This window comes from Pedobacter riviphilus (assembly GCF_014692875.1).
GTDB classification, from domain to species: Bacteria; Bacteroidota; Bacteroidia; order Sphingobacteriales; family Sphingobacteriaceae; genus Pedobacter; species Pedobacter riviphilus.
Genome location: NZ_CP061171.1, coordinates 4,580,560 through 4,595,075, shown reverse-complemented (window position 1 = coordinate 4,595,075; position 14,516 = coordinate 4,580,560). Strand labels below are relative to the sequence as shown.

The window sequence follows — 14,516 nt, the reverse complement described above, 5'->3', positions numbered from 1 at the left end:
TATTCGTTTTGGCTAAATGAAGAATTGATTAGCCTAAATTGTTTTTATAAAATTAATTGAATTTTGAGTGATGATGAGATGCGATTTATTTCAGATCGATGCTTAATTGTTGTACACCATTTAAAATTAATTATAATGAAAGTTTTTGTAACAGGCGCAACCGGATTTGTCGGTTCTGCGGTAGTAAAAGAATTAATTAGCGCAGGCCACGAGGTTTTGGGTTTGGCAAGGAATGAGGCGGCTGAAAAAGCGCTTGTAATGGCTGGGGCTGAAGTACATAAAGGAGATTTGGAAGACTTACAGCGTTTACAGGAGGGCGCAAAGCTAGCTGATGGTATTATTCATACTGGCTTTATTCATGATTTTTCCCGATTCGCAGCAGTTTGCGAAATTGATAGACTTGCAATAGAAACCATTGGGAACTCAATTGCAGGAACCAATAAACCCTTTATTGTAACTTCTGGAACTCTTTTGGTTAATCCTGGCATATTGGCCACAGAAGATATGTTACCCAATTATAATGGCGGGAATCCTAGGCTTGCTTCGGAAAAGGCAGTTGATGCACTTGCTTCTCAAAATATTCGAGTGTCAGTGGTTCGTTTATCGCCATCTGTACACGGTGAAGGTGATGATCATGGCTTTGTACCGATGCTGATTGATATCGCCCGCAAAACGGGTTCATCGGCTTATGTTGGTGATGGAGAAAACCGATGGACAGGTATTCATCGGCTTGATGCCGCGAAACTTTACAGGTTGGCTTTAGAACAAGCTACGCCAGGAGCACGTTTTCACGGGGTAACTGAAGAATCAATAACCCTTAAATCAATAGCAGCGGCCATTGGCGAGCAACTCAGTTTACCTGTTGTTTCTATATCTAAAAAAGAAGCAGCTGCGCACTTTGGTTGGTTTGAACATTTCGTCAGTATAGATGGACCGGCTTCTGGGTACTTAACCAGGGAACGTTTAAATTGGGAGCCTAAATACTCCAGTTTGATTCAAGATTTGGAGCAGGGAGTTTATTTTAAGTAAATTGTATCATGGAACCTTCGAACCGCTATCGTTTTAAAACAATATCAGAATACCATAAACTTGCAGGATTGCCTAAACCAGGTCATCCCTTAGTTAGTATTATTAATATGGAGGAGGTTAATATGCCATTCGATGGCCGATCAAAAACAATAATTTTTGATTTCTACTCCATTGCGCTCAAACGTGTTCCTGATGCGAAAATTAAATATGGGCAACAAATGAGTGATTTTGATGATGGTGTATTGTTTTTTATGGCTCCAGGGCAGGTTTTTACAGTCGAAATTGATCAGGATAAAACCCATCGTCCAACTGGATGGATGATACTTTTCCATTCTGACTTACTTTGGCAGACACATTTAGCCAAAACAATTAAGGATTATGACTTCTTTAGTTATTCGCTATTTGAGGCTTTACATGTTTCTGAAGCTGAAGAAGCAGTACTTAATTCGATCGCCAAATTGGTTAAAAATGAAACCAATAACAATATCGATCATTTTACTCAAAATGTTGTGATCGCGCAAATAGAACTGCTTCTCAACTACGCACAACGTTTTTATGGCCGTCAATTTATTACACGTAAAGCAATCAACCATCAGCTGCTCGATCGATTAGAGCGTGTTGTTAGGGGCTATTTTGAAAACGATGATCTTGGCAATAGAGGGTTACCAACAGTAACTTACATCGCCGAAAGACTCAACGTTTCACCAGGATATCTATCCGGACTGTTGAAAACACTTATCGGACAAAACACTCAGCAATATTTACATCAGAAACTGATTGATTTAGCAAAAGAAAAGCTTTCAACAACAAATCTTTCTGTTAGTGAAATTGCTTATGCCCTTGGCTTTGAGCATTTACAATCCTTTACTAAGTTGTTCAAATCCAAAACAAACCTTACACCTTCAGCATTTAGACAATCATTTAATTGAAAAATAAAAAAAAGCGAGCTATCTAAAATAAGATAGCTCGCTATAGATATATAGATTTCTTTTGTTAAAGTTTAGGTGCCGTTACACCCAGATTCATCACATAGTTGCCAGATTGTTGCATGAAATCGCCCATTACTTTTAACGATTCATCTTCAATAAAATCGAAAGCATCCTGCTTGGTAATTTTATCTCCTTTTTTAATGGCTGGTAATCCTCTTAATGCCCTTAACTCATTTTGTCTGGCTAGTGTTTTAGTTTCTTGTGCATCGCGCTCTGCTTTAAGTTTTGCCTCGTTTAAGGTTACAGAAACTTCACTATCACGTTTTTTAAGGTCTGCAATATCCTGTTTCAGGTATTTAAAATCCAACGAGTTTGCAATACGCTGTTCGCTATTTTTAATCAATTGCGCTTTAACAGGAGCCAGATTGGCAACTGCTTTAAAGTTAGAGCTTGGAATAACGTCCCATGGCAAAGCAGATGGCTCTGTATCTTCACCAATTTTATCCATTGGGTAAATAGAAGGGAAAACAACATCAGGTGTTACCCCTTTATGTTGTGTACTGCTACCTGCCACGCGGTAAAATTTAGCCATGGTTAAATTGATCTGACCTAAATTAATATCTGCAGGATTAGCACTGCTAGGCGATGTTCCAACAGTTTTATCTTTCGAGATTAACCCTGCTACCCTTTGCAGCATACTTGGGTTTACCAATTTATTTAAATCGATCGAAGATTGAACGGTACCTTTACCATAGGTTTGGCTACCCATAATAATTCCGCGTCCGTAATCTTGTATTGCTCCGGCAAAAATTTCCGATGCTGATGCGCTTAAACGGTCTACCATTACACCAAAAGGGCCATCCCAAGCTACACCGCTGTTTTCATCTTCATCTACTTCAATTTTACCGCGTAAGTCTTTTACCTGAACAACAGGCCCTTTATCGATAAATAAACCGGTTAATGATATGGCTTCAACCAATGAACCACCGCCGTTTCCACGTAAATCCATTACTATTGCATTTACCTTATCGTAAGTTTTTAACGAGTCGATTAATTTTCTAACGTCGCGCGTGGTACTTTTGTAATTTTTATCGCCTGCGTTAGCCGCTTTAAAATCAGCATAGAACGCTGGTAAAGTAATAATTCCGATTTTATAATCTTTACCATTGCTGTTAATGGTTTTAACTTTTTTCTTAGCAGATGTTTCTTCCAAAACAATTTTATCACGAACCAATTCGATAATTACTGGCTTAGATGACATTTCTTTTCCCACAGGGATTACTTTTAAACGCACCTTGGTTCCTTTCGGGCCTTTGATTTTCGATACGGTGTTATCCAATCTCCAACCTACTACATCAACAAACTCTCCATCACCTTGGGCTACAGCAATAATGCGATCGCCAGCACTCAGTTGTTTGCCTTTAAATGCAGGTCCACCAGCAATAATTTCCGAAATTTTAACCACCTCATTTTCCAATTGTAAACGGGCGCCAATGCCTTCGAAAGAACGAGACATATCTTCGTTAAATGCTGCTGCATTAGTTGGGTTAAAATAATTGGTATGCGGATCAATGGATTCGGTAAAAGCATCCATTAAAATCTGGAAAACATCTTGATTATTGGTTTTTGAAGTTTGCGACTGTAGGTTTTGATAACGTTTAGTTAATGTTTCTACATTCTTTGCTTCGGTCGTACCAGCTAAATTTAGGTTAATCAATTCGTATTTAACACGTTTTTTCCAGGTATCATTTAATGCTGCAGAAGAAGTTGCCCACGGTTGCTTCTCTCTATCGTACACATAGGTATCGGTTTGATTAAAATCAAATTTTGTTTTAATCTGGGCTAGAGAATAGGTGAAGTATTCATTTAATCTCTTGGCATAAACATTATAGATGAAAAACGGAGCGCTTAGATCGCCATTTTTAAAATCATCATCCAAGGTATATCTGTATTTCTCAAATTCCTTGATATCCGATGCCAGGAAGTAATTTTTGCCCTGATCTAGCGACTTGATATACTTATCTAAAATGATCGAAGAAATAGAATCATTAATCTGAATTTTTTTATAATTATAACTCTCAATTAAATTTACAACCTCTTTTATAACGAGTTGTTGCTGCTCATCAGGTTTAACATTGGTAACCCCTTCAACCATAGGCTGAGTTTTAGGTGCAGCATGACAAGCAAGTACTGCCGCAGTAAAAATTACAAAAAATATTCTCTTTAACATCTCTTTAAATGATTTAAAATCCATTTCCAATTCTATATAGCCAATATGATACCATTTTAGCAAAAAAACAAAAAAGAGACAGCATTATTACCGTCTCTTGTTAAAACTTTATCAAATCTAACTAAAAGCTTTTTATTTAACAATTTCTTATGTAGAACGTTGAGCGTTATTTTTTGTTTTGTTCGATACTTAAAATTTGACCAATTACAGACCTTTAAAGACTATAATTATCAATAATGTAGGAAGCTTTAGCGGAAAATAAGTATTTAAATTAGCTTGGGTTTACCTTTTTATTGGTGGTTTTGCTGGCAATCATTTCCCTGGCATCTTTAATTTGCGTTTTATACTGGGTGGTTTTGATGGAGTTGGCCAGCCATTCGGCAGATTTCAGATCCCTCAGCGCAAGCGTAAAATCTTTCTTTTTAATTTTAACCTGTACAATGCCTAAAATAGATTCGATATAAGCGTTGTTGCTTTTTAACTGTTTTGCGAGAATACCTTGTTGTGTGTAGAACCACATCGATTGGGTATACTTGGTATTGGCCAGATAAACTTTGCCTAAAAGGTTATAGGTGTTCATTACTCCGGCTTTGTTCCCGGTTTTAGCGTAGTTTTTTAAGGCTACGTTTAAAAGAATCTGCTCTGCATCAGTGAAACGACCAAGTTGATAATGCATACTACTCATCTTGATAATAGCCTGTCCGTACCGATTGAAGTTTTTTACGGCATTATACTCGAAAGCGGCTTTGCCAAATAAGGTGAGGGCTTCATTGTAATCGCCTTTTCGCTCTAAATCTTCTGCTTCCTCAAAAAAAGAATTCCCATCCTCCAAATCAAATTTAGATACGGCTATATTTATAGCACTACCATTAGGTTCTTGGGTCTCAGATTTATCTATATTTTGAGCTTGTAGTTGTAATGATGCAAAAAGGCCAATTAAGGCCAATACAATCTTGGTCATGCAACAAAAATAATACTTTAAATCTAATTTCAGCTAAATACCTGTAAATTAACATCAAAAGATGCCCAAACCATGTAAGGATGCGAGTCGCAATGGTAAACTTCTCCTGCTGCAGATATGCCTACAATGCCTGCAAAGCCATCAAAAGCTTTAAGTTCGGTAAAAGATTTATCTGATGCTTCCTTTAAAGAAAAGCCATCAGTAACGCGGGTTACAATTTTAGCGGCTAAGGCACCGCTTACAATATCTTCCCCTACTCCGGTACAAGAAATACCTGCATATTGATTGGCGTAATTGCCTGCCACGGTTGCAGAATCGCTAACCCTACAAGGGATTTCGAATCCTTTTCCGCCTGTAGAGGTTGCTGCTGCTAAATTCCCATCTGCATCGAGTGCTACACAGCCTACCGTTCCTTTATTGTTCTTTTGGTTTAATTTAGTTTCGTATTCTGATTGGCGCTGCGGGGTAATCGGATTAAAATATTCAAATCCATTTGCTCTTGCAAATTGCTGGGCGCCAGCACCACTTAACACCCGATCATCATACGCTAGCAGGTTTTGTGCAATTTGTATAGGGTTTTTAACATCCTCTACATTAATTACACCACTAAATTTTTCAGTTTTACCATCCATTAGCGCGGCACTTAATCTCACTTTTCCGTCGCTTTGGATCTGGGATCCGATACCTGCATTAAAGAGCTCGTTGTCTTCCAACAGCGCAACAGTATAAACCACGGTTTCTAAAGCAGTATGTGTTTTTAGATATTCGTGTCCGAGCGTAACAATCAAAGCTAAAGCATCTTGTTTAGCCTTTTTTGTTTCCTGGTTGGTAGCTGATTCGCTGAAGAAGCCGCCATGTATGATTAGTTTCATTTTTTGAGTATTGTAGTATTAAGAGCAAGTATTAAGTAGCAAGAAGATTGGTTAAGTCCTAACTGAAAATCGCCCACTGTTAACTGCTAACTGAATTACCCTATTGGAACAACCTTTGGGTGATGGATTACCAAGCTATGGTCTGTTAAATCATAAACGTCGCCATCGCACATTACGTGTACCACCATGTTTTTGATCGAAACCGGTTGTCCCATTTCCACATCGGTTAAATTGGTATCGGCCATATGGCGGCCATCTACCAAAATTACCATACCAGAGCCAATGGCTTCCATTGTATGCCCGTCAGAGATGAAAAGCCCGGTATCTTCACCAAGACCAATCCCTAAAATACCAGGATTACTGGCAGCAGCATATAACAAGCGACCAATTCTGCCGCGTTGAACAAAATGCGTGTCTACAATAACATCATCAATAAAGCCTAGTCCACCGGTAATTTTAACCTCTCCCTTAAGTAAAGCATCTTTGCTGCTACCCTGGTAAATCATATTTTTAGAACTTGCTGCGGCTCCAGCTGATGTACCTGCAATTACCACAGGTTCATTTCTATATTTCTCTAACAGGATCTGATGGATTTTTGTTCCGCCAAAGATAGATGAAAGGCGGAGCTGATCACCCCCGGTAAAGATAATTACCTCTGCTGCTTTGATACGCTCATAATTTTCATCAGAATTGGCTTCTTCGCGGTTGGTAATATTAAGAACACCAACATTATGTACATCTAACTGTGCATAAGCCTTGATATATTCCTCACCAACTTTTTCGGGCATTAACGACGCTGTGGTGATGATCTCGAAGCGAGATTGGGTATCTCTTAATGATTCTGTAGTAATCCGTTTTAAAATTCCACGCTCAAAAAAATTCATATTCTCAGGCAGTCCAAATTGCGTTTCTGCGAAGCTACCTGTGTTTATTGCGCCACCAATGATGATGAGTTTACCTTTCGGAACCATTCTTTGTGTATTATAATTCTATCAAAAAACCCAAATATATAGGCTTAAGATAAAAAACACGACTTTTTTTGTCAAGAATATTCAATTTATTAACAAACGTTAAAATATTATAACAAAAAATTAACGGTGTTGTGCTTGAAAATAAAACAAATAGGCGCTAAAATTGATTTACGTAAATGGGACGTCTAATTTCAAAATAAATGCATAATTTACAATCATCAATTTTATTCTAAAAATTGAGTTAAAAAGGCTATCCCAAATCCTTGTTTAAAATAAAAAACGAACAAAACATTACATGAAGATATTAAATATACAAGTATTAAGAGGACCAAATATATGGTCGATTAGCCGGAAGAAATTGATCCAAATGCGGTTGGATTTAGAAGATTTAGAACAAAAACCAACCAATGTTATTGAGGGTTTTAGTGAGCGGATTGAGAAATTGTTGCCAAGTATGTTTACCCATCGTTGCTCAAAAGGAGTTGAAGGCGGCTTTTTTACCCGCGTGAAAGAAGGAACTTGGATGGGGCACGTAATTGAGCATATTGCGCTAGAAATTCAAACACTAGCCGGTATGGAAACTGGCTTTGGCAGAACGCGCATGACCAAAACCGAGGGCATTTACAATGTGGTATTCAGCTACCTGGAAGAAAAAGTAGGTGTTTACGCTGCTGAAGCTGCAGTTAAAATTGCCGAAGCCCTGATTAATAACGAAGAGTACGATTTGGAGCACGATATCCGGAGGATGAAGGAAATACGCGAGCTGGAAGCACTAGGGCCAAGTACAGGTTCTATTGTAGAAGAGGCTGTAAGTAGAAGTATTCCCTGGATCAGGCTGAATAAAAGCTCGTTGGTTCAGTTGGGGTATGGTAAAAATCAGGTCCGCTTTAGGGCAACCATGACCGAAAAAACCAGTAGTATTGCTGTAGATATTGCCAGCAATAAGGAAGAAACGAAACGGTTGCTTACTGAAGCCGCCATTCCTGTAGCTTCTGGAGTGACCATTTCAAATCCTGATGATCTGGAAGCATCAGTTAAAAAAGTTGGATTTCCTTTAGTATTTAAACCGCTGGATGGCAACCATGGCAAAGGTGCAACCATTAATGTGAAAACGATGGAAGATGCGGTAGCGGCTTTTGAATATGCCAAAACCTATTCGAGAAAGGTAATTATAGAGAAATTTATTACCGGTTTCGATTTTAGGGTGCTGGTAATCGATCATAAAGTGATTGCAGCGGCACAACGCGATCCTGCACATGTTAAAGGAAATGGAATTCATACCATTCAAGAGTTAATTGATAAGGAAAATGAAGATCCACGCCGCGGTTATGGTCACGAAAATGTGTTAACAGAAATTGCTGTTGATCGGGATACTTTAGATCTGCTGGCCAAAAAAGAATATACTTTAGAAACCATTCCGGAAAAGGGAGAAGTGGTTTACTTAAAATCTACAGCAAATTTGAGTACAGGTGGAACATCTATTGATGTAACAGACATTGTTCACCCACAGAATATTTTCATTTGTGAAAGGATTTCGAGGGTAATCGGATTGGATATCTGTGGTATCGACATCATGGCGCAGAACCTTACCCAGCCCTTAACCGAAAACGGAGGAGTGGTTTTAGAGGTAAATGCAGCACCAGGATTTAGAATGCACCTGGCACCGAGCGAAGGCTTGCCCAGAAATGTGGCTGCATCCGTTATTGATATGCTGTACCCACAAGGAAAATTATCACAGATTCCAATTATTGCGGTAACCGGAACAAATGGAAAAACCACTACCACACGTTTAATTGCACATATTATCCGTAGCAATGGTAAACGTGTAGGTTTTACCACAAGTGATGGGGTATATGTGCATAATACCATGCTGATGAAGGGCGATACCACCGGGCCGGTAAGCGCCGAGTTCATTTTAAAAGACCCAACAGTAGAGTTTGCTGTACTCGAAACTGCCCGAGGTGGAATTTTAAGAGCAGGGCTGGGATTTAATGCCTGTGATATTGGCGTAGTTACCAATATTCAGGAAGATCATCTGGGTATTTCTGATATCCACAATCTTGACGATTTAACCCGGGTTAAAGCCGTTGTAATCGGGGCGGTACGCCGTAAAGGTTGGGCGGTATTAAATGCCGATAATGGTTATTGCGTTCGCATTGCCAAAGATGCGCGCTGTAATGTTGCTTATTTTAGTATGGATGAAAATAATCCAGTAATTAAAGAGCATTGCAGAAAAGGTGGCATAGCAGCAATTTATGAAAACGGATACATTACCATTAAAACCGGTGACTGGAAATTAAGGGTAGATAAAGCCACCCATATTCCTTTAACTTTCGGTGGCTCTGTAAATTTTATGATCCAGAATGTGCTTGCAGCAACACTAGCGACCTATTTGTGGGGTTATAAACCTGAAGATATCCGTTTATCGTTAGAAACATTTATCCCTTCTGCAGCACATACACCAGGAAGAATGAATATTTTCAGGTTCAAAGATTTCAAAGTACTGGTCGATTTTGCACACAACCCTGACGGATTTAATGGTGTAAAAGGTTTCTTGCAAGGCGTAGAGGCTACCGAACACGTAGGCATTATTTCGGCAACTGGAGATAGAAGAGATGAAGATATTATCGAAACGGCACGTATTTCTGCTCAGATGTTTGATAAAATTTATGTTTGTCAAGAGAAATATCTTCGTGGCAGACAACAACAAGAACTGGTTGATCTGCTGGTAAAAGGCATTAAGGAGGTTGATCCGGATAAAGAGATCATTATTAACAATAAGAGCACCGAGTGCTTGCAGATCGCGATCGAAACTGCTAAAAAAGGCTCTTATTTAACGATTTTAAGTAACACGATCGACAATACGATCCAACGTGTTACCGAGCATTTAGATCGGGAATTAGAGGCATAGTTTCTTGACTGATTTCCGCTTTTGATCGTCATTCCCAACTCGATTGGGAATCGTAATGCAATAAGCTTTAAGATTCCCGCCTGCGCAGGAATGACGGTTGTAATAAAAAAAAACCTCCTTCGATTTATTATCGAAGGAGGTTTTTCTGTTTTTATATCTCGGTCACTTATGCTTGAGCATCACGTAATCTTTTAATTTCATCGTGCGATACCCTTAACGATGCTTTTTGGTCAGCAATTAAATCTCTGATGTTTGAAGGAATATCTTCTTCCTCTAAGGCCATTTTATATGCATTTTGTGCAGCGTCCTCTCCAAACTCACAATTGTTTAAAACAGTTTTACGGTCGTGGCCGGTAAATAAAGCTTTAACATCCATCCATGCCCTGTAAATTTTTCCGGAGTTTGTTGTTCCGGTTTCAATATCTTCGCCCAGTGCAGCTACCTCCGTAGCCAAAGCCATTTTATATTTTTGACTTTCGCCTATCATATTTAGAAATAGGGTCTTTAAGTCGGTATCACTATCTTTTAATTCCTGACGGGCTTTCTCATAACCTTCAATACGATCGTTATTAATTTGAACCAGATCGTTTAATACCTCTGCTGTTGCTGTTGTCGTTTTCATGTTTTTTTATTTTTATAGTTTCGATGTATAAAAGCAACATGACCAATTAAAAAAAGGTTTGTCATTTTTTTAATTGTCTACAACAGTGAGCTATATTGGCTTAATTATTTCTTTGAAAAGTATTGTGCAAGCTTTTCTTTTACAAAACGCCTAACCCGGGTTACCATATTGCCTTTCCGTTTAATCAAAAAGCTCTTAATGGCTTTGTATGCAATAGGATCTTCGGCTATTACCGTTGGAAATTCGACAATTGGTTTGGGGTTGATAATTACGTTATAGATATCGTTTATTCCTGAGTGTACACCAGTGCCATCATGCCCAATATTGTTAACCAGTGATTGCGATGGATTAAGTGTAATGCCTCCTTTTAAAAAGATAGAGGCATACCATCTTATGGCCCAGCTATTATTTTTCCCTTTTTTAAATTCCTGCATCTGTTTCCAGAAATTCATTTTATTATCGATGGAAAATGCAGTTCTTTTCTTTTTATCAAACTGCTTAATAAGAACATCTATATCAGGCTCAAAGTTTTTCCAAGCTCTTCCCCATGTCGCCCAGCCCCAACTTGTAGCTGCCCTGTAGAAAAACGATTGTGAAAGATTATCTGATTTTAAGGGATACATATAGGCTCCAATGTGCATTACTTTTTGCTCTTCGCGGTAATGGTTTAGCGCATTGTTGAAATAGGCTAAGGTATGGGGCGAAGTAACCAGGTCATCTTCAAACACAATTACCTGATCGTATTCTGCTATTAATTTGGTTACCCCTGCAATTACCGAATTGGCCAAGCCTGCATTTGTCTTACTTTCGATTACCTTAACCGATTTAAAACCATCTGCTTTTTTGATGATTTTTCTTACCGCTGCAACTTTTTCTTCATCCTGAACTGTTTTGGCACCATCGGAAAAGATATACAAATGGCTTTGTGCTGCCAGTTCATTTTGCTGCAGGAATTGTAACGTACGCTCGGTGTGCTGCGGACGGTTGTATACGAAAAGTGCTATTGGGGCAAGGTTTTGCATTTTTGTTTTTTATCAATTAAGTCCATCAATAAACTGCTCAGTTCCTCCGTCATTTCGACTGAAGCACCGCGGAACGGAGAAATCTTTAAATTATATTAAGAATCAAGCTATAAAGATTTCTCGGCTTCGTTGCACTTCGCTCGAAATGACGATCGCCCGACCCCTAAAATATATGTAGATTATGGTCAGACTTTTTGGTTAACACGGTGTAGGCATTTGCAAACTGTTCTTGCTTTTTCTTCCCAAACAAATTGCCTAAGGTTTTTTTAATCCGGTATTCCAGCTCTATTTTTAGGTTTTTGGAAAATGTTTTAGGGGCTTTTTTATTGATAAACTCATTAAACTTTACCGTTTCTGGCGCTGTCATTGATACTTTATCTGCTAAAATTTCTAAACCCTCACTCTGTAACAAGAATCTTAAAGAAGTTGGCGTGTACATGTTAATATGCCCATAATCAAGAAAATGCTTCATTCTTTGGTCTACACCGAAGCGATAATCTTTAGGTACTTCAACTACAATATATTTTGCTACCCTTTTCAATTCGCGAATGAGGATCCGTTCATGTTCTACGTGTTCTAAAACGTGCGCAAGAATAATCAGATCAAATGCATCATCTCCATAAGGGATTTTATATCCATCAAAAGTTTGTGCTTCTTTTAAACTGGCAAGGTTACGGTCTTTTATAATATCGACACCACTTTGTGCAATTTCTAACGCATAAAGTTCTGGTGCGAAATGCCATTCATTTAAAAAATGTAAAATACTGCCATCTCCGGCGCCAACCTCAAGCACTTTTTTAGGCTTTAACCCTTTGCAAACATCAACAATGTTCTGCGCTTTATATTTTGCGCCAAGCATTCTCCATGCTACATCGCTATTGGTATAAAAATTATCGTAGGCGGTTTTTACTTCTTCGCTTAACATGGTGCTTACTGATTTAAATACCTAAACAATTATCTTGCTTATAAAAAACTGAGGTTGCTTTTTCGTAAAAAAGGCCTGGCGAAATTCCACTAAAACTAATTTCTTTGAAACCTTGGGCCTTTAAAAGCACACGGGCCGGATTATACACTTCACGTTCACTATCATCCAAAACCAGCACGCCATTAGCTGATAATGCAGCCACGCTATACTTGCAACAGTTTACACGGTCGCGCCCATCAACAATAATAATGTCGAATTTTTTATCGAGTAAGGTTGCTTTTTTAGCATATTCCCCATCCTTTTCTAATTGGCAGAATATCATTTCGGCATTGGCCGGACTTGTATTTTTTACTTTATCAAACCAGCCTTTATCGTGCTCCACAGAAGTTACCGAACCTGCTCTTTCTGCATAAAAAATAGTAGAACTGCCAGAGCCATATTCGAAAATATGCTGTGTTTTGTTTATCCGCTCTTTAATAAAATCGATAAAAGAATAGGTTACCCAAGGCAAAGCTTTCCCTTGTCCGTCTACGGCCTGTTTTTTATCGAAAGCCGTAAACCAGCCAATGCTGTTCAGGTAGCCTTTATGTCCGTAAGATAATAATGCCTTAAGCCTGCTGGGCTTTGAAATTAATGTGGTTAATGCTTTAAGAGTACTCAACGTTTAAATATTTTTTGAAATGCGGTGACCAAAAATAATGATTTTAACATCATTATACCTTGTTGTCTGGTTTTGGGGATTAATAAAATATAAAATGCCGAACAGGCACAGGCTATTAGGGTTGCAATTGATGCTCCAATACCAGCATAGCGTGGTATTAGCCAAAAGTTTAACATGATGTTTATGATCGCTCCAAAAGCGGTACGGTAAAAGGAAATCTTTGTAAAGCCCTCTGCCAATAAGTACTGGGAGCTGGCACTTCCTAAAAATACAAATACCCCCGACCAGATGTGGATGGGTAACATGTGTTCTGCACCTTCAAAACGATTATCGTAAATAATACGGATAATGAGTGTTGATGCGAAAGTAATAATTATTGCAACAGGTAAACTTATTGCAACGAGTAAGTCATATAGGTTTTGCAGGCGTTTAATATAGCGGCCATGATCTGTTTTACGGGCATTTATCAGGGCGGGAAAAACAGAAGTAACTATTGCAACGGGTATAAAATACCAGGCCTCGCTAATTTTGGCTACGGCGCTATAAATTCCAACAGCACTACTTCCTTCTGTTTTTAACATTACCTGGTCTATTTTCATGTAAATAGATACCATAACAGCCGATAGTATTAGAGGAGCTGATTGCTTTAAAAGTGATTTTGCCCGACTTTTCTTAAAATGCCAGTCAAATAGATTTAATCCTTTATTTTGATAAAGTAAAACAAGGCCAAGGGCTAAGATAAAACCATCGAAAACCAATGCCCAGGCAAACCAGATTACAGGTAAATGTAAAACGACTAATAAAATTTTTACTAACGCTGAAAGTATTACGCAGATATTTTGAATGTGTACTACATACTTAGATTGTACCTGTGATTGAAAGTAAGAATCGATTACATTGAATGATTTAAAAAACGCGGCAAAAGACAGCAGTGCCACCACATAGGTTAATGGTTCGCCGGGATTGTCTGATAATTTATGAAAAACAAGATATAAACCGATTGAAATGGGGATCAATAATAGGTTAACGCCTAACCTTAGTAATAAGGAAGTTCCTAATATTTCATCTTTTTTAGCCGGGTCGTTTAATATTTCTCTAATAATGAAAGTATCCAAGCCTAAGGCGCCAATAGCTGCAGCAATTGCCGTAAATGCATCGGCAAAGCTTAAATCACCAAAGGAAATTGGTCCCAGGAACCTGGCGACAACAAAGCCAACAATCATGCTCAGTATTTTGCCAAACATAACCCACCCCGTATTTTTTAAATACTTGTTAAACGCTTCTTCGTCAAAACCTTTTATGGCGGGTAATTTCATTAACGCAAAGATGTAAAAAAATGTGCGTTAAGTTAGGTGCTGAAAATTCAAAATATTAAGGACACAA

Annotated in this window: 12 protein-coding genes; 3 read left to right on the top strand and 9 right to left on the bottom strand. The window is 38.4% G+C overall.

The window, feature by feature from the left end:
- Positions 1-135 precede the first annotated feature (135 nt).
- Together H9N25_RS18860 and H9N25_RS18855 are read left to right on the top strand one after the other, a co-directional pair.
- On the top strand, positions 136-1,029 hold the full coding sequence (locus H9N25_RS18860; RefSeq protein ID WP_190326871.1) for an SDR family oxidoreductase: 894 nt from the start codon (positions 136-138) through the stop codon (positions 1,027-1,029).
- Between the two features lie 68 nt (positions 1,030-1,097).
- Entirely contained in the window at positions 1,098-1,958 is an 861-nt protein-coding gene (locus H9N25_RS18855) for a helix-turn-helix domain-containing protein (RefSeq protein WP_330221055.1), read from the top strand.
- A 64-nt stretch (positions 1,959-2,022) separates the two neighbouring features.
- On the opposite strand, the gene H9N25_RS18850 is transcribed toward H9N25_RS18855, so the two are convergent.
- From H9N25_RS18850 to H9N25_RS18835, 4 genes are all read right to left on the bottom strand, one after another.
- The gene (locus tag H9N25_RS18850; protein WP_223833437.1) at positions 2,023-4,188 is read right to left on the bottom strand and encodes a carboxy terminal-processing peptidase; all 2,166 of its coding nucleotides are present in this window, start codon (positions 4,186-4,188) and stop codon (positions 2,023-2,025) included.
- Between the two features lie 271 nt (positions 4,189-4,459).
- Entirely contained in the window at positions 4,460-5,149 is a 690-nt protein-coding gene (locus H9N25_RS18845; RefSeq protein ID WP_190326869.1) for a hypothetical protein, read from the bottom strand.
- A gap of 29 nt (positions 5,150-5,178) precedes the next feature.
- Positions 5,179-6,021, bottom strand: coding sequence for an isoaspartyl peptidase/L-asparaginase (locus H9N25_RS18840; protein WP_167295659.1), 843 nt, complete (start codon positions 6,019-6,021; stop codon positions 5,179-5,181).
- A gap of 95 nt (positions 6,022-6,116) precedes the next feature.
- Positions 6,117-6,992, bottom strand: a complete 876-nt coding sequence (locus tag H9N25_RS18835; protein WP_167295658.1) for a cyanophycinase — start codon at positions 6,990-6,992, stop codon at positions 6,117-6,119.
- Positions 6,993-7,287: 295 nt separating this feature from the next.
- Here H9N25_RS18835 and cphA point away from each other — a divergent pair, with 295 nt between their 5' ends.
- A complete protein-coding gene (gene cphA / locus H9N25_RS18830) occupies positions 7,288-9,903 on the top strand; it encodes a cyanophycin synthetase (RefSeq protein WP_190326868.1) in 2,616 nt (871 codons plus the stop codon).
- 166 nt (positions 9,904-10,069) lie between these two features.
- On the opposite strand, the gene H9N25_RS18825 is transcribed toward cphA, so the two are convergent.
- The 5 genes from H9N25_RS18825 to H9N25_RS18805 all read right to left on the bottom strand — a co-directional run bounded on the left by H9N25_RS18825 (position 10,070) and on the right by H9N25_RS18805 (position 14,449).
- Complete coding sequence (locus H9N25_RS18825; protein ID WP_190326867.1) at positions 10,070-10,525, bottom strand: PA2169 family four-helix-bundle protein; 456 nt, start codon at positions 10,523-10,525, stop codon at positions 10,070-10,072.
- A 104-nt stretch (positions 10,526-10,629) separates the two neighbouring features.
- Positions 10,630-11,547 (bottom strand): glycosyltransferase family 2 protein, encoded by a 918-nt coding sequence (locus tag H9N25_RS18820; RefSeq protein WP_190326866.1) that lies wholly within the window; start codon positions 11,545-11,547, stop codon positions 10,630-10,632.
- 163 nt (positions 11,548-11,710) lie between these two features.
- Positions 11,711-12,472, bottom strand: a complete 762-nt coding sequence (locus H9N25_RS18815) for a class I SAM-dependent methyltransferase (protein ID WP_190326865.1) — start codon at positions 12,470-12,472, stop codon at positions 11,711-11,713.
- Positions 12,473-12,485: 13 nt separating this feature from the next.
- The gene (locus tag H9N25_RS18810) at positions 12,486-13,133 is read right to left on the bottom strand and encodes a class I SAM-dependent methyltransferase (protein ID WP_190326864.1); all 648 of its coding nucleotides are present in this window, start codon (positions 13,131-13,133) and stop codon (positions 12,486-12,488) included.
- Positions 13,130-14,449, bottom strand: a complete 1,320-nt coding sequence (locus H9N25_RS18805) for a flippase (RefSeq protein ID WP_167295652.1) — start codon at positions 14,447-14,449, stop codon at positions 13,130-13,132. Before H9N25_RS18805 ends, H9N25_RS18810 begins: the two co-directional genes overlap by 4 nt.
- Between the last annotated feature and the right edge of the window lie 67 nt (positions 14,450-14,516).

Coding starts and splice junctions, on each gene's coding strand:
- H9N25_RS18845 (WP_190326869.1), bottom strand. CDS start 5,149: ATGACCAAGATTGTATTGGCCTTAATTGGCCTTTTTGCATCATTACAA.
- H9N25_RS18805 (WP_167295652.1), bottom strand. CDS start 14,449: ATGAAATTACCCGCCATAAAAGGTTTTGACGAAGAAGCGTTTAACAAG.
- H9N25_RS18860 (WP_190326871.1), top strand. CDS start 136: ATGAAAGTTTTTGTAACAGGCGCAACCGGATTTGTCGGTTCTGCGGTA.
- cphA (WP_190326868.1), top strand. CDS start 7,288: ATGAAGATATTAAATATACAAGTATTAAGAGGACCAAATATATGGTCG.
- H9N25_RS18840 (WP_167295659.1), bottom strand. CDS start 6,021: ATGAAACTAATCATACATGGCGGCTTCTTCAGCGAATCAGCTACCAAC.
- H9N25_RS18815 (WP_190326865.1), bottom strand. CDS start 12,472: ATGTTAAGCGAAGAAGTAAAAACCGCCTACGATAATTTTTATACCAAT.
- H9N25_RS18825 (WP_190326867.1), bottom strand. CDS start 10,525: ATGAAAACGACAACAGCAACAGCAGAGGTATTAAACGATCTGGTTCAA.
- H9N25_RS18820 (WP_190326866.1), bottom strand. CDS start 11,547: ATGCAAAACCTTGCCCCAATAGCACTTTTCGTATACAACCGTCCGCAG.
- H9N25_RS18850 (WP_223833437.1), bottom strand. CDS start 4,188: ATGTTAAAGAGAATATTTTTTGTAATTTTTACTGCGGCAGTACTTGCT.
- H9N25_RS18835 (WP_167295658.1), bottom strand. CDS start 6,992: ATGGTTCCGAAAGGTAAACTCATCATCATTGGTGGCGCAATAAACACA.